Origin of the sequence: Pseudomonas putida (assembly GCF_050989985.1) — a bacterium.
Taxonomy (GTDB): domain Bacteria; phylum Pseudomonadota; class Gammaproteobacteria; order Pseudomonadales; family Pseudomonadaceae; genus Aquipseudomonas; species Aquipseudomonas putida_AI.
Genome location: NZ_CP158815.1, coordinates 907,501 through 931,760, shown reverse-complemented (window position 1 = coordinate 931,760; position 24,260 = coordinate 907,501). Strand labels below are relative to the sequence as shown.

Genomic DNA, 24,260 nt, shown 5'->3' with positions numbered 1-24,260 from the left:
GGGCCTACCGGGAGGTAGGCCCTTTTACTCGATCAGGCCCTGTTAACCGCGGCCAGACCGATCATTACGGGTGATTGCACTGCCTTCGCTCATCGGCTGATTTTCAGCGCCCGCCGCGCCTGGTGCTTCTCCAGCGCCAGCTCGATCAGGCGCGTGACCAGTTCGCTGTAGGTCATGCCGGCGGCCTGCCACAGTTTCGGGTACATGCTGATGCGGGTGAACCCTGGCAGCGAGTTGATCTCGTTGATCAGCACCTCGCCGCTCTCGGTCAGGAACACGTCGACCCGCGCCAGCCCCGAACATCCCAGCACCTCGAACGCCTCGACCGCCATCGCGCGGATACGCTCGCTGGCCTCGACGCTGATATTGGCCGGGACCACCACTTCAGCGGCCTTGTCGTCGATGTACTTGCTGTCGTAGGAATAAAAGCCTGTGTGCACCACGATCTCGCCGCAGCCACTGGCGATGGCGGCTTCATTGCCCAGCACCGCGCATTCGATTTCACGACCACTGACGGCGGACTCCACCAGCACCTTCTCATCGAACCCCAGCGCCAGTTCGACCGCCGAGTTGTATTCGGCTTCGCCAGTGACCTTGCTCACGCCCACGGAAGAGCCCTGGTTCGCCGGTTTGACGAACAGGGGCAGGCCAAGCTTGGCGGCAACCTCGGCAAAAGTGGTGCGCCCCGCCGTCCGGCGAGTCAGGGTCACGAACGGCGTGACCGCCAGCCCGGCATCGCGCAACAGGCGCTTGCTGATGTCCTTGTCCATGCACACCGCCGAGCCCAATACGTCGGAGCCTACAAACGGCAGATCCGCCATGCGCAACAGGCCTTGCAGGCAACCGTCTTCACCGAGGGTGCCGTGGACGATCGGGAAAATCACATCGACGTGCCCCAGCAGCTCCTGGCTGGAGGTTTCCACCAATTGCTGGCTCGTCTTGCCTGGCACCACCGCCAATTCGCGGTTGGATTGATTGAGGGCGATCAGCGCCGGATTTTCCTGGTTCAGCAGGAAATTCGACGGGTCGTTGAGGTGCCAGTGGCCTTGTTTGTCGATCCCGATCAGCACCGGTTCGAAACGCGAACGGTCCAGCGCATCGACGATGTTTTTAGCCGACTGCAGCGACACTTCATGCTCGGCCGAGCGGCCGCCAAAGATAATTCCTACACGCAATTTGCTCATTGCCTGGCCTCAATGTGAGTGTGTTTATGGCTGCAACGCTTTGCCGTCCACCGGCTCGCCAATGGTCAAAAAGTGTCCGCCCGCGACGTGATGCAAGGTGCGCAACGCGTCATGGCCCTCGAAGTGCCAGCGACCGTCACTGAACACGCGCTCGTCGGCCTGAGCGGCAATCACTTCGGCGACAAACAGGTCGTATTGCTGATGATTACCGGGTTCGGGCAACAGTTTGCATTCGAGCCAGGCGACACAGCCTTCGAGCATCGGTGCTTCGATCAACTCGGCCTGGAAAGTGGGCAAATCATAGATCTGGAACTTGTCACGCCCGTGCTCACGGTTAAGTTCCAGGCCGGAAGTCGAGCCGACGGTTTGCGCAATATCGGCTTGAGCGGCGCAGGGAACGTTGAGCACGAAGGTGCCGGACGCTTCCAGCAGTTGGCGGGTCCAGGTGGACTTATCCAGCACCACGGCGATTTTTGGTGGTTCGAAATCCAGCGGCATGGCCCAGGCCGCCGCCATGATATTGCGCTCGCCACCGTGGGCTGCGCTGACCAGCACGGTCGGCCCGTGGTTGAGCAAGCGATAGGCCTTGGACAAGGGAACCGGGCGGCGATGGGAAACGCTCATGGATGTCTGCTCCTGGTGAAATGAGCCGATTGTAACGGGATAAAAACCGCCTTTACCGTTCCTCAACGTCAGAAACATGCACCAGCAGGTCACCAGGCTGACAATCAAGGTACTGGCAAATAGCGTCCAGGGTGGTCAGCCGTATGCCCTTCACCTTGCCTTGCTTGAGCAGTGAAAGGTTCGCTTCGGTAATGCCGATGGCCGCTGCAAGGTCTTTGGATTTGACTTTGCGCAATGCAAGCATCACGTCCAGCTGAATGACAATTGACATAACAATCTCAAACGAAGGTCTGATTTTCAGAGTTCACTGCGCTGGCCTGCCTGAGGATTCGCGCAATGATTGAAATACACGCCGCCATGAACAAAGCCACGAAAGTCGCCGCTGTGAGGCTCACCGTAAACAGCCGTTCACCTTGCGGCTCATTCATCGTAACCCAGAGGCTGAGCATCGGTTCACACACAAAATCGAGCAGCACCCATAACGCAACCGCCTTCCCGTCCTTGCCCATGTGCAACGCTGCCTCGATGGAAAAAAACTCACCGCAGGCATAGCGCTGGAACAGCCGACGCAAATGCCCCAGGCCGAACGTCAACGCCAGCAACGGAACACTCGACAACAACAAGCCGCCAAGCCTTTGCCACCAGGGGAACAGCGCCACCATTTCAGTCCTTTCCGAGAGCTGCCGATCCGTCAGCGCAAAACCCAACCCCCATCCTTGCGTCGATGCCAATGAAGGAAAACACCACAGCATCGCATTGAGCAGCAACATCACGACGATCAACCCGAGCGTGACTGCCGCCATGCGCTGGCTGAGACGGGCAAGACTGAAAGAAATCATGGTGATGCCTCACAACAATGAATGGGAGGCACACGCTAAAGACAAAATTATCGCAAAACAATAATAAATTATTGCAGAAGATTAATTATTGGGTGAAGACGGATATCTATTTCCCGGCAGGAAGCCGATTGCCATGGGATAAACACCGTGAAAATGAAAAGATCGCCAATGGCGATCTTTTCATTCATCGGAGGAAAGCGTTGCCTCAGGTGGCCAACTGATTGGCAAACTGCCCCACCGCATTCACGACCTTCTGCGCACCGTCCTGAATCTCGACGATCACCGTGCCCGCTTCCGCAGCCAGTGCCAGGCCCTGTTCCGCCTGGAGCTTGCCGTCGGTCATCAGGGCCACGGCGTTGCGGGCCATGTCCTGGTTTTGCCGCACCACCAACACAATCTCGTCGGTGGCCTGGCTGGTGCGCGAGGCCAGTTGCCGCACTTCGTCCGCCACCACGGCAAAACCCCGGCCCTGCTCACCGGCGCGAGCCGCTTCGATGGCGGCGTTGAGCGCCAGCAAGTTTGTCTGCTCAGCGATACCGCTGATGGTTTTGACGATGGTGCCAATCACCAATGACTGCTCGTTCAGCGCTTCAATACCGTCGCCGGCAGTCTGCATGTGCTTGGCCAGATCACGCATCACGTCCACCGCCTGCGTCACGACGGCAGTGCCGCGCTGGGCGCTCTGGTCGGTTTGCTGCGAGGTGCTGTAGGCAATGTTCGCAGCTTCCGCGACGGCTTGTTCCTGATTGACCTGATCGGTGATCACCGTGGCGAATTTCACCACCTTGTAGAGCTTGTTGTTGGCATCAACCACCGGGTTGTAGGACGCCTCGAGCCAGACCGCACGACCATGGCTGTCGACACGCTGGAAACGGTCGGCTACGTACTCGCCTGCGTTCAGGCGGCGCCAGAAATTCTGGTACTCGGCGCTGTTGGCGTCCTCCGGCCGGCAGAAGGTGCGGTGATGCTTGCCCTTGATCTGCGCCAGGCTGTAACCCATGCCGGAAAGAAAACGGTCGTTGGCCGCCAGTACGTTGCCATTGAGATCGAACTCGATCACCGCCGTCGAACGCACCAGTGCACCGATCAGGTTTTCATGTTCGCGAGAGGCTTCGATGGTACGGGTCAGGTCGCTGGAGAAGATCGAGAAATGCCTGATCCGGCCATCGGACGAGCGCACCGGTTGCACGATAGAACGCAACCAGGCTTCTTCACCGCTGCCGCGCAGCAGGCGTACGGCACCCGCGAAGTGCTCACCACGGGTCAGCGCAGCCTTGAAGCGGTTATGGAAGTCATCGGCCTTTACGTGTTCGGGGACCAGTTCCTCGATGTGCCGGCCGACCAGGTCATTGCTCCGGTATTTCATTTCGCCAAGGAAGTTCTGGTTGACCGACTGCACCCGCCCATCAGGGTCGAGGGTCAGCACCAGCATCTCGCTTTCCAGGCTTTCCTTCACTTGCTGGAGGCTGGAGAGTTCTTCGCGCAGAGCCAACAGCTCCTGCTTCAAGCGTTTATTGAACATGGGAAAGCACCGATGGACAGGGATAGAAAGCGGTATGCAGCCTAACCATCGGCCTTGCGGATCTTTTCTGAAGTGCCCTTGAGGCTTGTCCTACAAAAAAAGTTGGGCCACACGAAATGGCCCCCTCCTGTTACACAGCACCAGCGACGGAACAGTTGCCGACATTCGGTATTCGTGCACCGAAGTACGCGGCACTGCCCACGCCCACCGCGCCCATCACCGCGCAGAAGATCACGCAGATCCAGGGACTCCACGGCATCAGACCGATCAGCAGCAACGGCGTGAAACTCGCCCACGCGGCGTAGGCAATGTTGTAGGTAAAGGAAATACCGGAAACGCGAATCCGCGCCGGAAACAGGCTGACCATCACCGATGGCACCGCGCCAACCACCCCGCAAGCCAGACCCGCCACCGAATAGGCCAGGGCTATCCAGTTGCCGCCATGGATCAGGCAGGCGTAGAGCGCGCCAATCCCCAGCGGCAGCAGCAGGCTATAGAGCATGACCGTGCGCCAGGCACCGATGCGGTCGACCAGCAACCCGGCGAGCACGCAGCCGATGTTCAGGAAGACGATGCCCAGTGCACTCAGGGCGAAGGTATGGCTGGCGGTCATGCCGAAGGTTTTCTGCATCATGGTCGGCGTGATGACCACGAACACCACCACCGCCGATGTCAGCACGCAGGTCAGAATCATCGCCGGCAACATGGCCAGCCGATGCTCACGCAGGACCGCACGCAGCGGCAACTCGACGTGCTCCTCGCGCCGGGCCTGCATGGCCATGAACACCGGGGTTTCACTGAGCCAGCGGCGCAGCCAGACACCAATCACACCGAACACGCCGCCCAGCAGGAACGGGTAACGCCAGGCGTAATCGAGGATCTCGGTCGGGGTGAAGGCCTGGGCCAGGAAGGTCGCTGTCAGGGCGCCCAGCAGGTAACCAAAGGTCAGCCCCGCCTGCAGAAAGCCCAGGGCGTAGCCGCGATGGCCAGCCGGTGCATGTTCGGCAACGAAGACCCAGGCGCTTGGCACCTCACCGCCCACCGCCGCCCCTTGCAGGACGCGCAGCAGCAACAGCAACAGCGGTGCGAAATAGCCGATTTGCGCGTAGGTCGGCATGACCCCGATCAGCAGACAGGGCAGCGCCATCATCAGGATGCTCAGGCTGAACACCCGTTTGCGCCCCAGCCGGTCGGCAAAATGCGCCATCAGGATTCCACCCAGGGGCCGCGCCAGGTAACCGGTGACGAAGATCCCGAAGCTCTGCAACAACCGCAGCCATTCAGGCATTTCCGGTGGGAAGAACAATTGGCTCAACGTCAGCGCGAAAAACACGAAGATGATGAAATCGTAGATTTCCAGCGCCCCGCCGAGGGCCGCGAGCCCAAGGGTCTTGTAGTCCGAGCGGCTGAACGGCGCCGGGCGCGAATCGATGGAGGCAGTCATGAAAAGAACTCTGGTATCGGCAAATCCAAGGCGCCCATGGTCTACGCAAATGTCCCCGGGAACAACCCGTTAGACCAAAGTCCCATAGCCACAAAACAGCCCCGCAAAAAACCTCCGCCTGCTTTACTGTTAGTGCCTGTCCAGACGGGCCTGTGCCGCCCCGAAGACCACAACAAACATAAAAATCCGAGGTACTCCCGTGGCCGCTGATATCGAAGATAGCCGCTCCGCCCGCTTTGCCCTGCGCTGCTCAAGTTTTGCCGAACGCTGGTTCCCCGACTCCTGGGTATTTGCCGCCCTGGCGGTGATCATCGTCGCCGTGGCCACCATGGCCATGGGCGCCAAGCCCACCGATGCCGCGATGGCCTTTGGTGATGGTTTCTGGAGCCTGATCCCCTTCACCATGCAGATGGCGTTCGTGGTGATCGGCGGTTATGTGGTGGCCAGTTCGCCACCGGCTGTGAAGTTGATCGACCGTCTGGCGAAGTTGCCGAAAAATGGCCGTTCCGCCGTGGCCTGGGTGGCCTTGATTTCCATGGTCGCTTCGCTGCTGAACTGGGGCCTGTCGCTGGTGTTCGGCGGTCTGCTGGTGCGCGCCCTCGCCCGCCGCACCGATCTGAAAATGGATTACCGCGCCGCCGGTGCCGCCGCCTACCTCGGCCTTGGCGCCGTGTGGGCTTTGGGTCTGTCGTCGTCCGCGGCCCAGTTGCAGGCCAACCCGGCGAGCCTGCCGCCGTCGATCCTGTCGATCACCGGGGTGATTCCATTCACCCAGACGATCTTCCTCTGGCAGTCCGGCGTGATGCTGCTGGCCCTAGTCGTCATCTCGATCATCATTGCCTACGCCACCGCTCCCGGGCCCAATTCGGCACGTGATGCCAAGGCCTGCGGCGTCGACCCGAGTTTCAACCTGCCACCCCTGCAACCACGCACCCGTCCAGGCGAATGGCTGGAACACAGCCCGCTGCTGATCATTCTGCTGGTGCTGCTGGCGGCCGGATGGCTGTTCCATGAGTTCTCGACCAAACCGGCGATCAGTGCGATTTCCGGCCTGAACACCTACAACTTCCTGTTCATCATGCTCGGTGCCTTGCTGCACTGGCGCCCTCGCAGCTTCCTCGACGCCGTGGCCCGTGCGGTACCGACCACCACCGGCGTGCTGATCCAGTTCCCGCTGTACGGCTCGATCGCCGCCCTGATGACCACGGTCAAAGGCGCCGATGCGCAGACCCTGGCTCATCACATCTCGACCTTTTTCGTCAGCATCGCCTCCCATGACACCTATGCACTGTTGATGGGCGTGTACTCGGCGATTCTCGGCTTCTTCATTCCGTCCGGTGGCGGCAAGTGGATCATCGAAGCGCCGTACGTGATGCAGGTGGCCACCGACCTGAACTATCACCTGGGCTGGGCCGTGCAGATCTACAACGCCGCCGAAGCCCTGCCCAACCTGATCAACCCCTTCTACATGCTGCCGCTGCTCGGCGTGCTGGGGCTGAAGGCGCGGGACCTGATCGGGTTTTCGTTCGTACAGTTGCTGGTGCATACACCGCTGGTGCTGGTGTTGCTGTGGGCGCTGGGCACGACGCTGGCGTACACGCCGCCAGTGATGCCGTAATACCGGGCGGAAGTGATTGCACCTGCTGCGAGGCAGGTGCTGTTACATATCGGTGGGCAGGACTTTCAGCAATTCAGGTAGTGCCACCTGAACTGTCTCCCACACGATCTCAAGGTTGATATCGAAATAGCCATGAGCAATGCGATTACGCATACCCCGCATGCTACGCCAGGGGACTTGGGGATTTGAGGTGGTGAACTCTGCGTAGCGATCCATGATTTTGGTCGCTGCCTCTCCAATGATAATGAGGCTCATGATGACCGCTTGCTGGGTACGCTTGTCATCGAAGAAGTCCTCCCGGCCCAAGCCCTCGACAAAAACCAGCGCATCGCTGGCAGCCTGGCGCATATGCTCAAGATAGTCGCCAAGACGATGATCGGTCATACGGGACGAGCCTGATCGAGCACTTGCTGACGAAACTTCAATGGCAGATCTCCAGGCGTCAGCAAATCAACACTCACTCCCAGTAAATCCTCAAGTTCGACCTGCAATCCTCCAAGATCGAACAAGGTAGCGCCCGGCAGGGTATCCACCAGCAGGTCAAGATCGCTTCCTTCCTTGTCCGTCCCGAACAACACCGAACCGAACACTCGAGGATTAGAGGTCGGAAAGCGGCTTACAACCTCACGAACGGCTGCTCGTTGCAGATCAAGCGCGGTTGAGGGCCTCATGTTTCACCTTTCATCGAGTGCAATATTGCGCCAGTCTAGCAGCGGTCCGGCGCGGCTGACACTGCACGGATGGCAACCCGGGTGCTACATATAATGTATCCACCCTGTTCAAGGGATCACGCTGAAAGGATCTGAGCATGCTAAAACTCGCAGGACTTACCCTCGCGGCTCTCACCCTGAGTGTCGCCGCTCACGCCGATGTCGGCCTGAAGCTGGGCAGCACCGAACGCGTCACCCGCCTGTTTGCTTATCCCAACAACTGCAACGTGATCTGCTTTCGCAACTGGACGCTGGAGCAAACCGTCGAGCATTACCTGACTCAAAGCCTGCAACGCGATGGCTACAGCGATGCAAAGGTTATGGTCAAAACCGATAATGGCCAGCTCCACGCAGAAATCACCGGCGTACCCAAGAGCTATGAAAAACCCCTGACAGCGCTGCTCGATGCCGGTGACCTGGCGTACGACGGCGCGAGCAAACTCAATGCCGATGGCAAGTGGGCCTATAACTGGTACCTGTTCCTGCCGCTGGGCATGCCGCTGGAACATCGCAGAAGCGTCGAACTGCTGCACTTCCCGCCGGACTATTCGCTGACCCAGGCCCAGGATTACCTGAGGTCCGCCACGACCGATCGCTGGGCGTCCCTGCTGACCCTGAACGGTATTCCTGCCGAGCAGACGCCGTCCTTTCAGACGATCATCGACATCGCGCCGATTGCAGCGCCTGCCAACGCAGGCAAAGACCTCGAAGGCGTCTACGACTACTTCAAGGATTACCAGACCACCATGGTCAAGAACATCAGCGTGACGGCCAGCGGCGACCCATTGCCGATGGTCGCCTTCGGTACACCGGTGCGTAACTGGATCAAGCAGCAGTACGGGCCGACCTTGAATGTGCTGAGCCTGGTCAACATCAGCCCCAACGGCGGGACGAAAGTGCCCGTGCTGGGTTCCAACCACCCCAGCTATATCTGGTACGCGGCTGACCCGGCGAACTACACCGGCAAGGATGCCCAGGCCAAGGCCGATACGGCGGGCCTGAAAGTCATGGCCCAGGACTTGAGTGTCGCCTGCTGGCAGGCCGCCATGGGTCGTGACCCGGAGAGCAATCCCGACATCGAGCTCAAAAGCTGCACGCAAACCTGGCAAGTGGCCGAGAAAGAGAAAACCTGCGCGCTGTTCTACACCTCGATCCGCAACCTGACGCCCGGGCAGGCCGCGGGCAAATGCGCGACAGCGACCATTGCGCCCCAACTCAAACAGCTCAAGGCGCCAGCACCGGCCACCACGATCCCCGCTCCGGGGCTGTAAAACGATGAACGGCAGTCCTACTGTCATTTATGACAGTAGACCGCCCGTTCCACCTGCGAGAGGCTTGGGCTGAACTCATCTGCTGCAGCGCTGACAGGATCGTCAGCTATGTGAGTCGCAGCCCCTGCCGACAAGGATCGTTAGATGAAAGCCAGTGCATTGCGTAAATCTCTCGCGGCGCCCCCTGCGGGCGTTTATCCCTTCACCGAACTACCGACTGACCTTGGATTCCCCTCCCTCACGGACTTCGAGATTCTCGCCAACAGCAGTGGCAAGCCGATGGCTGCGGTAGCGTTGCGGGAATTTCCGCGCATCAGCCGCATCTGTCGGGTTTCGGGCCATCTACTGCCCTATCGCTGCCGACACACACGACAAATGGCCCCCGGGGTGCATGTCTACGACCCACGGTTCTGTGGATTGCTGAGGCATTCCTGCGACCCCAACGTCTATCTCGACATGAGTGAGTTGTGGTTATGGGCCCTGAAGGACATCAAGAAAGGGGACTGGCTGGCGATGGATTACGCCGCCACTGAAGACAAGTTGCTGCGACAGTTTGCCTGCCTGTGCGGCTCGTATAACTGCCGAGGCTGGATCACCGGTTACGACGAATCGCCAAACGCCGACGGCCAGTTGTTTTTGCAACACTGGCGTCGGCAAAGTTCGTGCTAGAGGGTTTTACAGCGGCTCGAAAGGACGCAGACGATACTGCGGTGGCAATTGATCCAGCCCGCTGATCGTGGTGTTCAGGCTCTTCCAGCGACCGTCCTTGATGCCATAGATGCAGCCGTGAATCGACAGCTTCTGACCACGGTGCCAGGCGTTTTGCACGATGCTGGTATGACCGACGTTGGCCACTTGCTGGATCACGTTGAGTTCGCAGAGGCGGTCGACGCGTTCCTCTTCGGTTGGCAGCTGGGCGAGTTCTTCGCGCTTTTCGTAGTACAGGTCACGAATAGAACGCAGCCAGCCGTCGATCAAGCCGAACTGGCGATCCTGCATCGAGGCCCGCACACCGCCGCAGCCGTAGTGGCCGGTGACGAGGATGTGTTTGACCTTGAGCACGTCGACTGCGTACTGAATCACGGAAAGGCAATTGAGGTCGGTGTGCAGCACCACGTTGGCCACGTTGCGGTGAACGAACAGATCACCCGGCAGCATGCCAACGATCTCGTTGGCCGGCACTCGTGCATCGGAACAGCCGATCCACAGATACTCGGGTGTCTGCTGGCGAGCCAGTTTGGCGAAAAAGTCCGGATCTTCCTTGGTGATCGCGTCAGCCCAACGCTCGTTGTTATCAATCAGGTCTTGTAAGTCGTGCATGCTGGGAAGCCTCAAGAATGATTTGCTGCTTTGACAGACGACCGCCCGTCGGGGTCACCAAAGGTTTGCAAGTGTTTCCGTTGGAATTCTCGTGTGGCGGGTGAGTCCATCCTTGTAAGGCCCACAGAATGAGGCCTGCATTATGAGGAATGGCCATGACTGATTCACGACGCCCCTACGATGCGGTGCAACCGCAACCCATCGATGATAACGAAGACCGCATGGGATCGGTGCACGAGTTGGATTTCGACGACGAACAGCCCAGCGCGAAAATCGGCGACGAACTGCCTGAGCGTGAACGCGAGCACCTGATGCCTCGGGAACGGGTGCGCGAAGCCGGCATGACCGGTGCCTCGACTGCCGATCACCAACCAACCGACGATGATCTGAGCCCGGAAACCCTGATTCGCGAGGATGGTGCCCGAGATGCCAGGGAAATCGGGCGGGGCCACGAGGCGGGTTGGGATTTGAGCATCGTCGATGCCGACGACATTGGCGCCGGTGACGGCTTTGATGAGGCAGAGATGGCGCGGCGCGAGCCGATGGATGGCAAACGCTGATCTGCTTTCTGTAGGAGCTGCCGCAGGCTTCGATCTTTTAAAAACAAAATCAAAAGATCGCAGCCTGCGGCAGCTCCTACAGATTTTCAGTCGACCAAAGTACAGGCCATGACCACCGCATCTTCACGACCACCGACCGCCGGGTAGTAATCCCGGCGCCGGCCGATTTCATTGAATCCATAACGCTCATACAACTTGAACGCCGCGGTGTTGCTGTCGCGCACTTCCAGGAAACACTCCCGGGCATCGGCCTTGTAGGCAATCGACATCAGATGCTCCAGCAACGTCAAGCCCAGGCCACGGCCCTGGTTCTCCGGTTTGACGGTGATGTTCAGCAGATGGGCTTCGTCGAGGATGATCTGCACCACACCGTGGCCCACTTGCTGCTGCCCTTCGAACATCAGCCAGATCTGGTACTTGCCCAGGCCATCGAGAAAAATGCCGCGGGTCCAAGGATGACTGTAGGCGGCGTATTCGATCTTCAGTACAGCGTCCAGATCCGCCTCGGTCATCGGGCGAAACGAAACAGAGTCACTCATTTGATTCTTTCCAACGCGCCATCAGCCGACGCATGGCTTGCCAGACATCAGCCTTACGCTGTGGCTCTTCCATTAATAACTCCAGGCCCGGCAAGGCCCAGACCGAACCCAGGCCTTCGACCTGAAGTTCGCGGTTGTAGGACTCGGCATCCGCCTCGCCGGCAAAGCGCACCGCGGGCAGGCCGATCAGCCACAGGCAGGCGCATGGAGCGTCCTCGAGCCGGGCGCCGAGAAATCCCTGCACGAAGTCGCGGGCCGCTTCCGGTCCCTGATCCATGGAACCGCGCACCAACAGTGGCCAGCGCACCGGTTCGCCGATGATCTGCGGGCTGTCCGGCAGACCGGCGGCACGCAGCATGTCCTTGAGCAGCAAGTAGGCGGGATCGCGGGACTGGAAGGCTTCGCCTGTGGGTAACTCCACCAGTAGCAGGCAGCGACCGGCGCGCAGCAGTTGCAGGGCAAATCGCGGAGGCGGTACGACAGGCGCCTTGACCACCACCGGCGCCTCTTCGGCCTCTTCCACCGGTTTGGCCGTGGCACGCGGGCTCGCCGACGATGGCCGTGGCACTTCGATTTTTACCCGTTCGGCGGGTTTGACCGCAGCTGGCACAGCCTCTCTGGCCGCAGCCGCTTCGGCCACGGGAACCGGTGCCACAGGCTCGACGACAACCGGCTCGAGCGGCTCCAGCAATTCGGGCCGCGACGGCGCAGCAAAGGGCAATTCGGTGCGCGGCAGCCAATTGACCACCTGCATGGCGCTCAGATAGGCGCGGCGACGGGACTCGATAAGCAAAGGTCGGCCACTTGTGGATAACTAAAGTGCGGAGATTCTACCGCCCTTCGCTCAAGATCGCGCGCTGTTGATCGATAGACTTGACCTAAAGAAAAGCGACAGCCCGTCCCGAGAGTGAATCGCATCCTGCGTGATGCAGTACAATCGCGGCTTTTAATCGCCAACCAGCCGGCCATTCCGATGATCGAACCCAAGCGCGTCTTGCGCGCCCTCGCTGAACACTGGGCCCTGCTTGAGCCACTGTGCGAGCACTTCGACCAAGGCACCCTGAGCCTCAACGAACTGCGTTCACAGTTGGCCACCCAGCAAATCGATAGCACGCCGCAGGACATCACTAACCTGCTCGACGTGTGGATTCGCCTCGACATTCTGGTTCCCGTGGCGAAAAGCCCGAACCGTTTCGAGCTCAATGCGCAGATCCACGACTTCCTGGCCTACCTGCGCCGGGAACACCGCCTGGGCCTGTGCCTGGAGATCGAAGCCTATCTGCGCCACCTCGAACGCCTGGCCGGTTATATCCAGGACGCCTTCGATATTCGCGATGGCAACGACCTCGCGCGCCAACTGCGCCTGCTCGACATGCGTGTTCGCGATGTCTTGAAGAAACTGGCCAACGACGAGCAGGCCCTGATAGCCGTCGCCGAGCGGGCCAAGACCAGCGACCGGCAGATCCCGTTGCGCCAGCGTTATGCCGAGGTACTGGCGACCTGGGACGAATACGTCGAGCCGATGATCCAGCTGGTGAACGCTGACGGCGCCTTCGAACAAGGCGTGCGCAAGGTCGAAAACGTACTGCTGAAAATGCTCACCGAACAGCAACGTCTCGGCCACCTGGTCGATGACGACATGCTGCTGCGTACCCACGCGCGCATCCTCGAAATGCAGACCAGCGCACAATTGACCCTGCGTCATGCCCGCGAACTGCTGCTGCCACTGCGTGAAGAAGCGCGCCGGCACAACGCCGTGACGCGTGGTGCGGCGCTGGCGCTGTCGATGATTCGCCGCAAGGGCATCGATGCCGTGCCCCAAGCCGCGATGCCGATGTTTACCCGGCCGCAAAGCACCTTCCTCGGCAGCGCCAGCCAGGTCGAGGCCTACGTTTATGCCCTGGCCCGCTTCGAACCCAAGCCGGCCAAGTTCCCCAAGGCGCACAAGCTTCACAAGGGTGGCGATGCACCACGTGCGCCACGCACGGTTCGCGAGATGCTCGACCGCTGCGAAGACGCCCTGCCGATGCCGGACCTGATGACCTGGCTGCTGGAGCAGGAGCCGGACGGCGCCACCGACGAATTGCTGTACTGGTTCTCCCGCCTGTCCCGGGAAAAACGCTTCAAGCGCGAACGCCTGGAACGCCGCGATTACTTCACACATGAGCACCAGGTCAGCCTGCGCTCCTTCGCCCTGCTCTCGGCTGGCGATAACACCACCGAGAATTCTGCGAGCACACCACATGCATCTTGATCTATCCGAACTGTCCCATCTGGCGCCGATCTTTCGCGAGCTGTTCAAGGGTTACCACGTCAGCCGTCGCGACCCGGAACTGTATGCCCAGCTGTCGAACTTCCAGGACCAGTACCGTACGCTGTTCAAGGCCTTGGGCTTCGAATTGGTTTGTGACACCCGCGGTTTCTACTACTTCGTGCCGGAACTCGCCGCTGCGGCGGTGAACAAGACCGCCCAGCGCTTGGCGCTGTTCACCTTCATTCTGGTCGAGCACCTGGCCGACCAGGGCCGCGACCCGATCTCGGTGCTCGACGGCGGTAGCCTGGGCCGCGATGAACTGCCATCGCTGCTGGAAAAATACCGCGACCTGTTTATCCAGGCCGAAGTGCAAACCCAGGATGAGCTGGAAGAAAAGATCATGCGCCGCATGACCCAGCTCGGTTTTGCCAGTGAAGAAAATGGCGTCTATCGCTTCCTGCCGCCGATGCACCGCTTCCTCGATGTCTGCCTGTCGGTTCAGCAGGACCGCGACCTGGCTGCCAGCCTGCACAGCGTATTGCCGCTTCCTGCGCCGGTGTTGATCGACGAAGACAGCGACGAAAAGCTGCTGCAGACCGACGACCCGCTGGATTTGGCGGAGTTTGAAGAAGAAAGCGAAGAAGACGCTCTGGCCCGCGCCATCGCCGAAGAACAGGAGCTCGACGCATGAGCAAGGAACGCTACGGCATTCGCCGCTTTGCCCTTTTGAACACCGCCGGCTACAGCCTCGGCCTGTTTCCGCTGGAAGAACCGCTGTCGGTCTACGGCGCGAACAACCTCGGTAAATCCGCCTCGATCAACGCCTTGCAGTTCCCGATCCTGGCCCGCATGTCGGACATGAGCTTCGGCAAGTACAGCCTGGAGCAATCCCGGCGTTTCTACTTTGCCTCGGACACCAGCTACATCCTCGTCGAAGTCTCGTTGCCCCACGGCCCACACGTGATCGGCGTGGTCGGACGCGGCCCCGGTGGTGGTTTCGGTCACCAGTTCTTTGCCTACGCCGGCAAGCTGGACCTGGCCCACTATCAGAAAAACGACACCTGCCTGCGCCAGAAAGAATTGTTCACCAATCTTGAGCGCGAAGGCCTGAAAGCCTACGAACTCAAGCCGGACGAACTGCGTCGCCTACTGGTCGGCGGTCACACTTCGATTCCGCTGGACCTGACGCTGATCCCGTTGCGTTCCACCAGCGAACAAAGCCTGAAAACCTTCCGCGCGCTGTTCATCAACCTGCTGCACATGCGTGAAATCACCGCGGCCAAGCTCAAGCAACTGTTCCTCGATGCCTTCGAGCACAGCCTGCGTTCTGGCAGCGTGGACTACATCGCCGCGTGCGAAGAAGCCTTCCGCGATGTACGACGCATGGAGCAGGACTACAACTCGCTGGTCGCTGCCGGCCCACTGGTCGAAGCACTGGCCAACGGCGTGAAACAGCGCGACGTGCTGCGCGGCAAGCTGCATCGCCTGTCGCCGCTGCTCGACTCGCTGCTCGGCACCTGGTCGGACTACGCCAGTGCGCGCAAGGAAGAGCTGACCATCCAGGCCGAGCACTACCGTCGCGAGCAGGACGATCTGCAAAACGACCAGCGTGGCGGCACTCAGGAGCTGATGCGCCTGGAGCGGGAAATTACCGGCATCCAGCGCTGGCTCGGCGAGTTGTCGGTGCTCAAGCATCGCTTTGCCCTGGTCGACGACGTCAAGGTACTGGAGCAACAGCTGCTCGCCGCCAAAGACGCCCACGATGAACTGGCCGGCGCCCTGGCCCAGTCCCGTCAGTTCAGCGCCGAGGATCTGGAAGAGCGCCTTCGCGACCTGGAAAAACGCCTGAAGTCGGTCAAGCAGCAACTCGATCACGCCGACAACAACAGCTATGCCCGCCTGCGCGAAGAGTTCTCGCAGCAGGACGTCGAGCGCCTGATGCGTCTGTTCAACAGCGCGCTGTTCAGCCTGCCGCTGGGCGAGCACGGCATTGCGCTGGACGACAACGGTGATTGGGTCAAATCCGTGGAACTGATCCTCGACGGCTTCAAGGGCGAGCGCTTTGAAGTGCCGGGCCTGTCCATCGATCTCTCGCACATCGAGCCGCCAGCGCTGCAGGCCCTGGCCGATCGCGCGGCGTTGCGCGACCAGAAAGAACGTCTGGAAAAAGAACTCAAGCAGCTCAAGACCCAGCAAGCCGTGGCCGCCGACCGCGCCGCGAGCAAGACCCAGACCGAAGCGCTGTACCAGCAGGTACTGGATGCGCAGAAGGCGCTGGAAGATTTCCGTCGCACACAAACCCTGAGCGCCGAGGAAGGCGAGAAGCTTGAGCAACTGGCGCAGATGGAAGCCGCACAGGAAGAGTTGAAGCGCTCCAGCGATGCCTTCACTGAGCGCGTCCAGCAACTGTCGGCCAAGCTGCAATTGGTCGGCCGGCAGATTGCCGACATGGAAGCCAAGCAACGCACCCTCGATGACGCCTTGCGTCGCCGTCAGCTGCTGCCGGCTGACCTGCCGTTCGGCACGCCGTTCATGGACCCGGTGGACGATTCCATGGACAACCTGCTGCCGCTGCTCAATGACTATCAGGACAGCTGGCAAGGCCTGCTGCGTGCCGACGGCCAGATCGAAGCGCTGTACGCGCAGGTGCGCCTCAAGGGCGTGGCCAAGTTCGACAGCGAAGACGATATGGAGCGTCGCCTGCAACTGCTGATCAACGCTTACGCGCACCGCACCGACGAAGCCCTGACCCTGGGCAAGGCCCGTCGTGCGGCCGTTACCGATATTGCCCGGACCTTGCGCAACATTCGCAGCGACTACGACAGCCTCGAACACCAACTGGCGCTGTTCAACCGCGAGATCAACAAGCGTCAGGTGTCCAACCTGCAAAGCTTCCGCATCGTGCTGGCACCGAACAAGGAAGCGCTCAAGCACATCGACCAGATCATCCACAGCGCCGGCCAGTACGAAGAAGGCGAGACGCTTTCGGTGTTCGACCTGAGCCAGAGCGCGGAACAGGACAACAAGAACGAAGAGGCCAAGGAATACCTGGCACGGCTGGTGGCGGCCAACCACAACCAGCTCGGCCTCAAGGATTTGTTCGAACTGGCGTTCGAGATCACCAAGGTCAACGGTCAACCGGTTATCCACACCGACATCGACGGTGCCGCGTCCAACGGCACCACCATGACCATCAAGGCGCTGACCAACATGTACCTGTTGCTGCACTTGATGGACCGCGACCTGGCCGGACGCGTGCGCCTGCCTTACTACCTCGATGAGGCAGCGGATATCGACGAGCGCAACCAGGCAGCGCTACTGGAAACCAGTCTGCAGTTGGGCTTTGTACCGATCCTGGCGAGTGTGAAGCCGCAGGTCTGCGCCAGTGTCGCCATCGACCTGGAAGGTGGCAGCGGCCCGGCCGGCATTTACATCGACGAGGCGGACTGGAAGTACATCCGTCGTCGTGATCAGGTGAAGGCGACGGTCAACGTCGAAGCGGATGAACCGGAGCTGGATGCGGTTTGACCGGCTTTAGTTGATGGCAATAAAAAGGCCGCGATCTGATGGATCGCGGCCTTTTTTGTGTTGCCCTGTTACTTACCGAGGGAAATCTTCGGCGCCCAGGTCAGCCACTCCTCCTCGAACTTGTCGAACAGCGCAAACGTCTGCTCAGGCCGCGCCGCACTGCCCATGCGATCGCCATCCGGTGTGGCAAATGCAACGCCACCCTGAATCATGGTTTCCAGCGATTCGGTACGCACCGTCGCGCCCTTGAACAGTCCGACATCAAAGTCGAAACCACTGGTGTTCCAGAAGCGGGTACCGCTGCGCACCAACGGCGCGTACTTCGGCTCGATCAGTATGTGGATCAGCACCCTGTCCGCCGTCTGCCCCAGCTCATAGCCCGTGACCTTGCCCACGGTAATTTCGCGATAGGTGACTGGCACGCCGGGCTTCAGCGAACCGCGGCGAGTGGCGCTCAACACCAGGCTCAATCCGGCTTCCTGCTTGGCGGTTTCCGGGGCGGCAGGCAGCGCGACGAAGTTCTTCTGTGGGCCGAGGTTTTTCGCCGCCGGCTGCACTTCGATGTATTGCCCGGTGACCAGGGTCTCAAGGTTCGAGGTCTTGATCAGACCCAACTCCGGCTTGACCACCCAGAACTCACTGCCAACCCGCGCGATTCGCTCCGGCACCTCGGTGATGCGTGCAGTCAGCAGCACCGATTGCAGGTCATCGCTGAGGTCGACGTTTTCGATCTTGCCGACATCAAGCCCCTTGAAGCGAATCGGTGTCCCGGCACGCAAACCGTCGGCGCGGTCGACCTTGATGGTGATCATCGCCCCTTTCTGGTTGGCTTCTTCGTGATTGGCGAACAGGCGGAAACGCGGGATTCGCTTCTGCAACGGCGCCTTGGCCTCCGGCGTTTCAAAGGCAATGCCGCCGGCCATCAGGCTTTGCAGCGACTCACTCTTGACCTGAATCCCGCCGGTCAGCCCACCGGTGAGCGTGATACCGCTGGCATTCCAGAACCGTGTCGAGGCATTGACCAGGTTTTCGTATTCCTTCTCGATGTGGACGCCAATGACCAGCTGGTTTTTCTTGCGCGAGAACTGATAGCTCTGAACCGAGCCCACCTTGACCTGCTTGTACAGAACCGGGCTGCCGACATCCAGCGAACCAAGGCTGTCGGTGAACAACACCAGATGCAGGCCTGGTGAGCGCAAATCCAGCGGCGGCGCCTTGGGTCGCGCGACGAATTCGCGTTGTGGAGCGTTACCTTTATCGCCAGGGCGCACGGCGATGTAATTGCCCTTGACCAACGCTTCCAGACCGGTGATGCCAGCCAGGGAGATCGACGGCTTGACGACCCAGAATTGGGTGCCGTCCACAAGGTAGTCCTCGGCCAGCGGGTCGAGCGTCAATTCGGCACTGGCGGCGGACAGATCCGCATCGACCTTGAGCGCCTTGAGCGTACCCACCTGAATGCCCTTGTACATCACCGGCGTGCGACCGGCCTGCAGGCCTTCGAAGTCGTTGAGTTTGACCTTGACCTTGATCCCGGCCGCAGCTGCATCGAAGTCTTCGTAAAGACGGAACGGCAGGCTCGGATCGGTGGGCGGGCTGTCCTTGCGGTTGTCTGGCGTGGCGAAAGCGATGCCACCGGCAACGATGCTGGCCAGGGACTCACTGCGGACCTTCACCCCGGACAGATTGGCGTCAATGCTGATGCCGCTGGCATTCCAGAAACGCGTGTGTTTGCGCACCAGCTTGGCGTAGGTCGGCTCGATGAACACCTTGAGCTCGACGGTACTCTGGTCTTCGGACAGCAAGTAGCTTTTGACCTGGCCGACCTTGATCTGCTTGTAGAACACCGGGCTGCCGCGATTGAGCGAGCCCAGGCGATCGGCTTTGATCGTCAGGTGCAGGCCGGGCTGGGCATCGGAGAGTGGCGGCTCTTCGGCCAGCGCCCTGAACTTGCGGGTAGGTTCACCTTCGCCCGGGCTGATCGCGACATAATTGCCCGAGACCAGGGTTTCCAGCCCCGTGATGCCGGCCAAGGTGACGCTCGGCTTGACCAGCCAGAAACGCGTGCTGGTGCGCAGGTACTGCTCCACGTCCTTGTTCATCTCGACGGTCGCGATCACACCCTTGGTGCTGCCTTCATCATCAAGCTTGAGGGTCTTTACCTTACCGACGGACATGCCCTTGTAGACCACTTCGGTCTTGTTGGCCTGAATGCCTTCACCACTTTCGAAGCGCACCTGAATCTCGATGCCGGTCTCGTTGTAGGCCCTCCAACCGAGCCAGCCGCCGATGATCAAGGCGATCAGGGGCAATACCCAAATGGCAGACCAGTTCGAGGCCGGTCGGGTTTTCGCTACGGGCAAATCAGTCATGGTCGTCGTCCGACTCCGTGTTATCCCAAATCAGTCGGGGATCGAAAGTTACTGCAGCAAGCATTGTCAAAATCACCACACTGGCGAAGGCGATGGCCCCCAGATCAGCCTCGACACTCGCAAACCGCCCAAAATTCACGACCGCCACCAGAATGGCGATCACAAAGATATCGAGCATCGACCAACGGCCGATGAACTCGATGAATCGGTACATCCAGATACGCTGCCGGGCCGAGAGAGGCTGGCGGCGTTGTACGGAATACAGCAGCAGCGCGATACCCACGAGCTTGAAGGTAGGCACGAGGATACTGGCGATAAATACCACGGCCGCGATGGGAATCATGCCGTGCTGAACCAGTTGAATCACACCGGACATGATGGTGCTGGGATCCCCCTTGCCCAGAGAACGCACGGTCATGATCGGGAGCACATTGGCCGGTATATAGAGAATCGCCGCGGTAATCAGCAGTGCCCAGGTCCTCGCCAGGCTGTTCGGACGGCGGGCGTGAACCAGCGCTCCACAGCGTGTGCAGACCTGCTCGTCGGTATCAGCTTCCTGCCTGTTCAACTCATGACATTCGGCACAGATCAGAATGCCTGCATCAATCGCCCGCATGGGCCTCTCCTGATAAAGCCTGCCAGATCTGGTGAGGCGACATCACGACCTCCAACCAGACCTGGACCAGTAACAAACCGATGAAGCATGCCAGCCCGAGACCTATGGTCATGGCTGCCATATCTGCCAGTTTCACGATCGCCACCAGCACGCCCATGAGGTAGACCTCAAGCATCCCCCAGTCTCGCAAGTGATGGTAAATACGGTAGAGCAACAAGCCGTAGCTGCGTCCGATGTTGAAACGGATGCTCAGCAGGACAGCCAGTTGGCAGAGCAGCTTGAGCAACGGGATTGCCATGCTGCACAGGAACACAACCACGGAGACGCCGCGCATTTGCGAGTTGAAAAGACCGACGACACCGCTCCAGACAGTATCCTGCGATGACTGCCCGAGTAGATTGAGCTGCATGATGGGTAAAAAGTTCGCGGGGATGTACAACAAAAGCGCTGCAATCACCAGGGCGAGACTGCGCTGTACGACGTTATATCGATGGGCGTAAAGCTCATAGCCGCAGCGTGGGCACAGGGCTTTCTCGCCATGGGCGAGCTCGGGCTTGCGCATCAACAAGTCGCACTCATGACACGCCACCAAATTTTCCAGCGGTAATTCTGACAGCCCGGAGGCGTCAACCGGATCTGGCATAAAGGCTCTGGCTCCGAAAAAGGTGGTCCTATTCTAGTGTCATGAAGCAAAAATAACTGTGCCAATTTGCACTAGAAGTACGTGGTGCTTTTCTCGCGCGCAAAAACAAAACCCCAACCGCTTTCGCAGTTGGGGTTTCGGAATTTAATCTTGACGATGACCTACTCTCACATGGGGAAACCCCACACTACCATCGGCGATGCATCGTTTCACTTCTGAGTTCGGGATGGGATCAGGTGGTTCCAATGCTCTATGGTCGTCAAGAAATTCTTGAGCTGACGCGTCTATCGACGTTCCAGCGAATCGGGTATGTGACAGCTTGTGTGTTGTGCGAACTTTCGGTTCATTGCGTCTTCACACACCGCAATCTGGCCTCTTTCGAGTTCGCAAATTGCTTGGGTGTTATATGGTCAAGCCTCACGGGCAATTAGTATTGGTTAGCTCAACGCCTCACAGCGCTTACACACCCAACCTATCAACGTCGTAGTCTTCGACGGCCCTTCAGGGAACTCAAGGTTCCAGTGAGATCTCATCTTGAGGCAAGTTTCCCGCTTAGATGCTTTCAGCGGTTATCTTTTCCGAACATAGCTACCCGGCAATGCCACTGGCGTGACAACCGGAACACCAGAGGTTCGTCCACTCCGGTCCTCTCGTACTAGGAGCAGCCCCTCTCAAATCTCAAACGTCCACGGCAGATAGGGACCGAACTGTCTCACGACGTTCTAAACCCAGCTCGCGTACCACTTTAAATGGCGAACAGCCATACCCTTGGGACCGGCTTCAGCCCCAGGATGTGATGAGCCGACATCGAGGTGCCAAACACCGCCGTCGATATGAACTCTTGGGCGGTATCAGCCTGTTATCCCCGGAGTACCTTTTATCCGTTGAGCGATGGCCCTTCCATACAGAACCACCGGATCACTAAGACCTACTTTCGTACCTGCTCGACGTGTCTGTCTCGCAGTCAAGCGCGCTTTTGCCTTTATACTCTACGACCGATTTCCGACCGGTCTGAGCGCACCTTCGTACTCCTCCGTTACTCTTTAGGAGGAGACCGCCCCAGTCAAACTACCCACCATACACTGTCCTCGATCCGGATAACGGACCTGAGTTAGAACCTCAAAGTTGCCAGGGTGGTATTTCAAGGATGGCTCCACGCGAACTGGCGTCCACGCTTCAAAGCCTCCCACCTATCCTACACAAGCAAATTCAAAGTCCAGTGCAAAGCTATAGTAAAGGTTCACGGGGTCTTTCCGTCTAGCCGCGGATACACTGCATCTTCACAGCGATTTCAATTTCACTGAGTCTCGGGTGGAGACAGCGCCGCCATCGTTACGCCATTCGTGCAGGTCGGAACTTACCCGACAAGGAATTTCGCTACCTTAGGACCGTTATAGTTACGGCCGCCGTTTACCGGGGCTTCGATCAAGAGCTTCGCGTTAGCTAACCCCATCAATTAACCTTCCGGCACCGGGCAGGCGTCACACCCTATACGTCCACTTTCGTGTTTGCAGAGTGCTGTGTTTTTAATAAACAGTCGCAGCGGCCTGGTATCTTCGACCGGCGTGGGCTTACGCAGCAAGTGCTTCACCCTCACCGGCGCACCTTCTCCCGAAGTTACGGTGCCATTTTGCCTAGTTCCTTCACCCGAGTTCTCTCAAGCGCCTTGGTATTCTCTACCCAACCACCTGTGTCGGTTTGGGGTACGGTTCCTGGTTATCTGAAGCTTAGAAGCTTTTCTTGGAAGCATGGCATCAACCACTTCGTCACCCAAAGGGTAACTCGTCATCAGCTCTCGGCCTTGAAACCCCGGATTTACCTAAGATTTCAGCCTACCACCTTAAACTTGGACAACCAACGCCAAGCTGGCCTAGCCTTCTCCGTCCCTCCATCGCAATAACCAGAAGTACAGGAATATTAACCTGTTTTCCATCGACTACGCTTTTCAGCCTCGCCTTAGGGACCGACTAACCCTGCGTCGATTAACGTTGCGCAGGAAACCTTGGTCTTTCGGCGTGGGTGTTTTTCACACCCATTGTCGTTACTCATGTCAGCATTCGCACTTCTGATACCTCCAGCAAGCTTCTCAACTCACCTTCACAGGCTTACAGAACGCTCCTCTACCGCATCATCCGAAGATGATACCCGTAGCTTCGGTGTATGGTTTGAGCCCCGTTACATCTTCCGCGCAGGCCGACTCGACTAGTGAGCTATTACGCTTTCTTTAAAGGGTGGCTGCTTCTAAGCCAACCTCCTAGCTGTCTAAGCCTTCCCACATCGTTTCCCACTTAACCATAACTTTGGGACCTTAGCTGACGGTCTGGGTTGTTTCCCTTTTCACGACGGACGTTAGCACCCGCCGTGTGTCTCCCATGCTCGGCACTTGTAGGTATTCGGAGTTTGCATCGGTTTGGTAAGTCGGGATGACCCCCTAGCCGAAACAGTGCTCTACCCCCTACAGTGATACATGAGGCGCTACCTAAATAGCTTTCGAGGAGAACCAGCTATCTCCGAGCTTGATTAGCCTTTCACTCCGATCCACAGGTCATCCGCTAACTTTTCAACGGTAGTCGGTTCGGTCCTCCAGTCAGTGTTACCTAACCTTCAACCTGCCCATGGATAGATCGCCCGGTTTCGGGTCTATACCCAGCGACTAAACGCCCTATTAAGACTCGCTTTCGCTACGCCTCCCCTATTCGGTTAAGCTCGCCACTGAATATAAGTCGCTGACCCATTATACAAAAGGTACGCAGTCACAGAACAAAGTCTGCTCCCACTGCTTGTACGCATACGGTTTCAGGATCTATTTCACTCCCCTCTCCGGGGTTCTTTTCGCCTTTCCCTCACGGTACTAGTTCACTATCGGTCAGTCAGTAGTATTTAGCCTTGGAGGATGGTCCCCCCATATTCAGACAAAGTTTCTCGTGCTCCGTCCTACTCGATTTCATGACTAAGAGACTTTCGCGTACAGGGCTATCACCCACTATGGCCGCACTTTCCAGAGCGTTCCGCTAATCTCAAAGCCACTTAAGGGCTAGTCCCCGTTCGCTCGCCACTACTAAGGGAATCTCGGTTGATTTCTTTTCCTCAGGGTACTTAGATGTTTCAGTTCCCCTGGTTCGCCTCTTGCACCTATGTATTCAGTACAAGATAACCATCTTATGATGGCTGGGTTCCCCCATTCAGACATCTCCGGATCAAAGTCTGTTTGCCGAC

At 59.0% G+C, this 24,260-nt stretch carries 20 protein-coding genes, 2 rRNA genes and 2 pseudogenes (1 of these 24 running past the window's edge); 7 read left to right on the top strand and 17 right to left on the bottom strand.

The window, feature by feature from the left end:
* Nucleotides 1–89 precede the first annotated feature (89 nt).
* The 7 genes and pseudogenes from ddlA to ABTV29_RS04425 form a co-directional block, all read right to left on the bottom strand.
* Nucleotides 90–1,184 (bottom strand): D-alanine--D-alanine ligase, encoded by a 1,095-nt coding sequence (gene ddlA, locus ABTV29_RS04455; RefSeq protein ID WP_433769004.1) that lies wholly within the window; start codon nucleotides 1,182–1,184, stop codon nucleotides 90–92.
* A gap of 24 nt (nucleotides 1,185–1,208) precedes the next feature.
* Complete coding sequence (locus ABTV29_RS04450; RefSeq protein WP_433769003.1) at nucleotides 1,209–1,808, bottom strand: flavin reductase family protein; 600 nt, start codon at nucleotides 1,806–1,808, stop codon at nucleotides 1,209–1,211.
* Nucleotides 1,809–1,860: 52 nt separating this feature from the next.
* On the bottom strand, nucleotides 1,861–2,079 hold the full coding sequence (locus ABTV29_RS04445) for a helix-turn-helix domain-containing protein (protein ID WP_433769002.1): 219 nt from the start codon (nucleotides 2,077–2,079) through the stop codon (nucleotides 1,861–1,863).
* 7 nt (nucleotides 2,080–2,086) lie between these two features.
* Nucleotides 2,087–2,647, bottom strand: coding sequence for a DUF2975 domain-containing protein (locus tag ABTV29_RS04440; protein WP_433769001.1), 561 nt, complete (start codon nucleotides 2,645–2,647; stop codon nucleotides 2,087–2,089).
* Between the two features lie 205 nt (nucleotides 2,648–2,852).
* Nucleotides 2,853–3,290, bottom strand: a pseudogene (locus ABTV29_RS04435) (methyl-accepting chemotaxis protein); the annotation flags it as partial.
* Between the two features lie 150 nt (nucleotides 3,291–3,440).
* A pseudogene (locus ABTV29_RS04430) lies at nucleotides 3,441–4,079 on the bottom strand (PAS domain-containing protein); the annotation flags it as partial.
* 220 nt (nucleotides 4,080–4,299) lie between these two features.
* Nucleotides 4,300–5,613 (bottom strand): MFS transporter, encoded by a 1,314-nt coding sequence (locus ABTV29_RS04425; RefSeq protein ID WP_433769000.1) that lies wholly within the window; start codon nucleotides 5,611–5,613, stop codon nucleotides 4,300–4,302.
* Between the two features lie 199 nt (nucleotides 5,614–5,812).
* Here ABTV29_RS04425 and ABTV29_RS04420 point away from each other — a divergent pair, with 199 nt between their 5' ends.
* Nucleotides 5,813–7,231: a short-chain fatty acid transporter gene (locus ABTV29_RS04420; RefSeq protein ID WP_433768999.1), complete on the top strand. Its 1,419-nt coding sequence runs from the start codon at nucleotides 5,813–5,815 to the stop codon at nucleotides 7,229–7,231.
* Nucleotides 7,232–7,273: 42 nt separating this feature from the next.
* On the opposite strand, the gene ABTV29_RS04415 is transcribed toward ABTV29_RS04420, so the two are convergent.
* Nucleotides 7,274–7,615: a HepT-like ribonuclease domain-containing protein gene (locus tag ABTV29_RS04415; RefSeq protein WP_433768998.1), complete on the bottom strand. Its 342-nt coding sequence runs from the start codon at nucleotides 7,613–7,615 to the stop codon at nucleotides 7,274–7,276.
* Nucleotides 7,612–7,902, bottom strand: coding sequence for a nucleotidyltransferase family protein (locus ABTV29_RS04410; RefSeq protein WP_433768997.1), 291 nt, complete (start codon nucleotides 7,900–7,902; stop codon nucleotides 7,612–7,614). Before ABTV29_RS04410 ends, ABTV29_RS04415 begins: the two co-directional genes overlap by 4 nt.
* A 137-nt stretch (nucleotides 7,903–8,039) precedes the next feature.
* Here ABTV29_RS04410 and ABTV29_RS04405 point away from each other — a divergent pair, with 137 nt between their 5' ends.
* Both ABTV29_RS04405 and ABTV29_RS04400 read left to right on the top strand, forming a co-directional pair.
* Nucleotides 8,040–9,212, top strand: a complete 1,173-nt coding sequence (locus tag ABTV29_RS04405; RefSeq protein ID WP_433768996.1) for a hypothetical protein — start codon at nucleotides 8,040–8,042, stop codon at nucleotides 9,210–9,212.
* 144 nt (nucleotides 9,213–9,356) lie between these two features.
* The gene (locus ABTV29_RS04400; protein WP_433768995.1) at nucleotides 9,357–9,881 is read left to right on the top strand and encodes a lysine methyltransferase; all 525 of its coding nucleotides are present in this window, start codon (nucleotides 9,357–9,359) and stop codon (nucleotides 9,879–9,881) included.
* Between the two features lie 6 nt (nucleotides 9,882–9,887).
* Here the strand turns inward: ABTV29_RS04400 and can are convergent, their stop codons facing one another.
* On the bottom strand, nucleotides 9,888–10,532 hold the full coding sequence (gene can / locus ABTV29_RS04395) for a carbonate dehydratase (RefSeq protein WP_433768994.1): 645 nt from the start codon (nucleotides 10,530–10,532) through the stop codon (nucleotides 9,888–9,890).
* 155 nt (nucleotides 10,533–10,687) lie between these two features.
* Between can and ABTV29_RS04390 the strand changes: the two genes are divergently transcribed.
* Nucleotides 10,688–11,092 (top strand): serine kinase/phosphatase, encoded by a 405-nt coding sequence (locus tag ABTV29_RS04390; RefSeq protein ID WP_433768993.1) that lies wholly within the window; start codon nucleotides 10,688–10,690, stop codon nucleotides 11,090–11,092.
* 86 nt (nucleotides 11,093–11,178) lie between these two features.
* Here ABTV29_RS04390 and rimI read toward each other — a convergent pair whose 3' ends face one another.
* Nucleotides 11,179–11,631, bottom strand: a complete 453-nt coding sequence (gene rimI, locus ABTV29_RS04385; protein ID WP_110964883.1) for a ribosomal protein S18-alanine N-acetyltransferase — start codon at nucleotides 11,629–11,631, stop codon at nucleotides 11,179–11,181.
* Complete coding sequence (locus tag ABTV29_RS04380) at nucleotides 11,624–12,385, bottom strand: energy transducer TonB (protein WP_433771734.1); 762 nt, start codon at nucleotides 12,383–12,385, stop codon at nucleotides 11,624–11,626. Before ABTV29_RS04380 ends, rimI begins: the two co-directional genes overlap by 8 nt.
* Before the next feature lie 219 nt (nucleotides 12,386–12,604).
* Here ABTV29_RS04380 and mksB point away from each other — a divergent pair, with 219 nt between their 5' ends.
* From mksB to mksF, 3 genes are read left to right on the top strand one after another with little or no spacing between them, the layout of a single operon-like run.
* The gene (mksB, locus tag ABTV29_RS04375; protein ID WP_433768992.1) at nucleotides 12,605–13,885 is read left to right on the top strand and encodes an Mks condensin complex protein MksB; all 1,281 of its coding nucleotides are present in this window, start codon (nucleotides 12,605–12,607) and stop codon (nucleotides 13,883–13,885) included.
* The gene (gene mksE / locus ABTV29_RS04370; protein WP_433768991.1) at nucleotides 13,875–14,576 is read left to right on the top strand and encodes an Mks condensin complex protein MksE; all 702 of its coding nucleotides are present in this window, start codon (nucleotides 13,875–13,877) and stop codon (nucleotides 14,574–14,576) included. The genes mksB and mksE overlap by 11 nt, the downstream gene beginning before the upstream one ends.
* Nucleotides 14,573–17,413 carry an Mks condensin complex protein MksF gene (gene mksF, locus ABTV29_RS04365; RefSeq protein WP_433768990.1) on the top strand — a complete coding sequence of 947 codons (2,841 nt, stop codon included), beginning with the start codon at nucleotides 14,573–14,575 and terminating at the stop codon, nucleotides 17,411–17,413. The genes mksE and mksF overlap by 4 nt, the downstream gene beginning before the upstream one ends.
* A gap of 68 nt (nucleotides 17,414–17,481) precedes the next feature.
* On the opposite strand, the gene ABTV29_RS04360 is transcribed toward mksF, so the two are convergent.
* The 5 genes from ABTV29_RS04360 to ABTV29_RS04340 form a co-directional block, all read right to left on the bottom strand.
* Nucleotides 17,482–19,785: an MlaD family protein gene (locus ABTV29_RS04360; RefSeq protein ID WP_433768989.1), complete on the bottom strand. Its 2,304-nt coding sequence runs from the start codon at nucleotides 19,783–19,785 to the stop codon at nucleotides 17,482–17,484.
* On the bottom strand, nucleotides 19,778–20,401 hold the full coding sequence (locus ABTV29_RS04355; RefSeq protein WP_433768988.1) for a paraquat-inducible protein A: 624 nt from the start codon (nucleotides 20,399–20,401) through the stop codon (nucleotides 19,778–19,780). Before ABTV29_RS04355 ends, ABTV29_RS04360 begins: the two co-directional genes overlap by 8 nt.
* A complete protein-coding gene (locus tag ABTV29_RS04350; RefSeq protein ID WP_433768987.1) occupies nucleotides 20,388–21,044 on the bottom strand; it encodes a paraquat-inducible protein A in 657 nt (218 codons plus the stop codon). The genes ABTV29_RS04355 and ABTV29_RS04350 overlap by 14 nt, the downstream gene beginning before the upstream one ends.
* A 148-nt stretch (nucleotides 21,045–21,192) precedes the next feature.
* Nucleotides 21,193–21,308: ribosomal RNA gene (gene rrf / locus ABTV29_RS04345) — 5S ribosomal RNA — on the bottom strand.
* 142 nt (nucleotides 21,309–21,450) lie between these two features.
* Nucleotides 21,451–24,260 (bottom strand): 23S ribosomal RNA (locus ABTV29_RS04340); it runs 84 nt beyond the window's last position.

Coding starts and splice junctions, on each gene's coding strand:
- ddlA (WP_433769004.1), bottom strand. CDS start 1,184: ATGAGCAAATTGCGTGTAGGAATTATCTTTGGCGGCCGCTCGGCCGAG.
- ABTV29_RS04450 (WP_433769003.1), bottom strand. CDS start 1,808: ATGAGCGTTTCCCATCGCCGCCCGGTTCCCTTGTCCAAGGCCTATCGC.
- ABTV29_RS04445 (WP_433769002.1), bottom strand. CDS start 2,079: ATGTCAATTGTCATTCAGCTGGACGTGATGCTTGCATTGCGCAAAGTC.
- ABTV29_RS04440 (WP_433769001.1), bottom strand. CDS start 2,647: ATGATTTCTTTCAGTCTTGCCCGTCTCAGCCAGCGCATGGCGGCAGTC.
- ABTV29_RS04425 (WP_433769000.1), bottom strand. CDS start 5,613: ATGACTGCCTCCATCGATTCGCGCCCGGCGCCGTTCAGCCGCTCGGAC.
- ABTV29_RS04415 (WP_433768998.1), bottom strand. CDS start 7,615: ATGACCGATCATCGTCTTGGCGACTATCTTGAGCATATGCGCCAGGCT.
- ABTV29_RS04410 (WP_433768997.1), bottom strand. CDS start 7,902: ATGAGGCCCTCAACCGCGCTTGATCTGCAACGAGCAGCCGTTCGTGAG.
- ABTV29_RS04405 (WP_433768996.1), top strand. CDS start 8,040: ATGCTAAAACTCGCAGGACTTACCCTCGCGGCTCTCACCCTGAGTGTC.
- ABTV29_RS04400 (WP_433768995.1), top strand. CDS start 9,357: ATGAAAGCCAGTGCATTGCGTAAATCTCTCGCGGCGCCCCCTGCGGGC.
- can (WP_433768994.1), bottom strand. CDS start 10,532: ATGCACGACTTACAAGACCTGATTGATAACAACGAGCGTTGGGCTGAC.
- ABTV29_RS04390 (WP_433768993.1), top strand. CDS start 10,688: ATGACTGATTCACGACGCCCCTACGATGCGGTGCAACCGCAACCCATC.
- rimI (WP_110964883.1), bottom strand. CDS start 11,631: ATGAGTGACTCTGTTTCGTTTCGCCCGATGACCGAGGCGGATCTGGAC.
- ABTV29_RS04380 (WP_433771734.1), bottom strand. CDS start 12,385: ATGCAGGTGGTCAATTGGCTGCCGCGCACCGAATTGCCCTTTGCTGCG.
- mksB (WP_433768992.1), top strand. CDS start 12,605: ATGATCGAACCCAAGCGCGTCTTGCGCGCCCTCGCTGAACACTGGGCC.
- mksE (WP_433768991.1), top strand. CDS start 13,875: ATGCATCTTGATCTATCCGAACTGTCCCATCTGGCGCCGATCTTTCGC.
- mksF (WP_433768990.1), top strand. CDS start 14,573: ATGAGCAAGGAACGCTACGGCATTCGCCGCTTTGCCCTTTTGAACACC.
- ABTV29_RS04360 (WP_433768989.1), bottom strand. CDS start 19,785: ATGACTGATTTGCCCGTAGCGAAAACCCGACCGGCCTCGAACTGGTCT.
- ABTV29_RS04355 (WP_433768988.1), bottom strand. CDS start 20,401: ATGCGGGCGATTGATGCAGGCATTCTGATCTGTGCCGAATGTCATGAG.
- ABTV29_RS04350 (WP_433768987.1), bottom strand. CDS start 21,044: ATGCCAGATCCGGTTGACGCCTCCGGGCTGTCAGAATTACCGCTGGAA.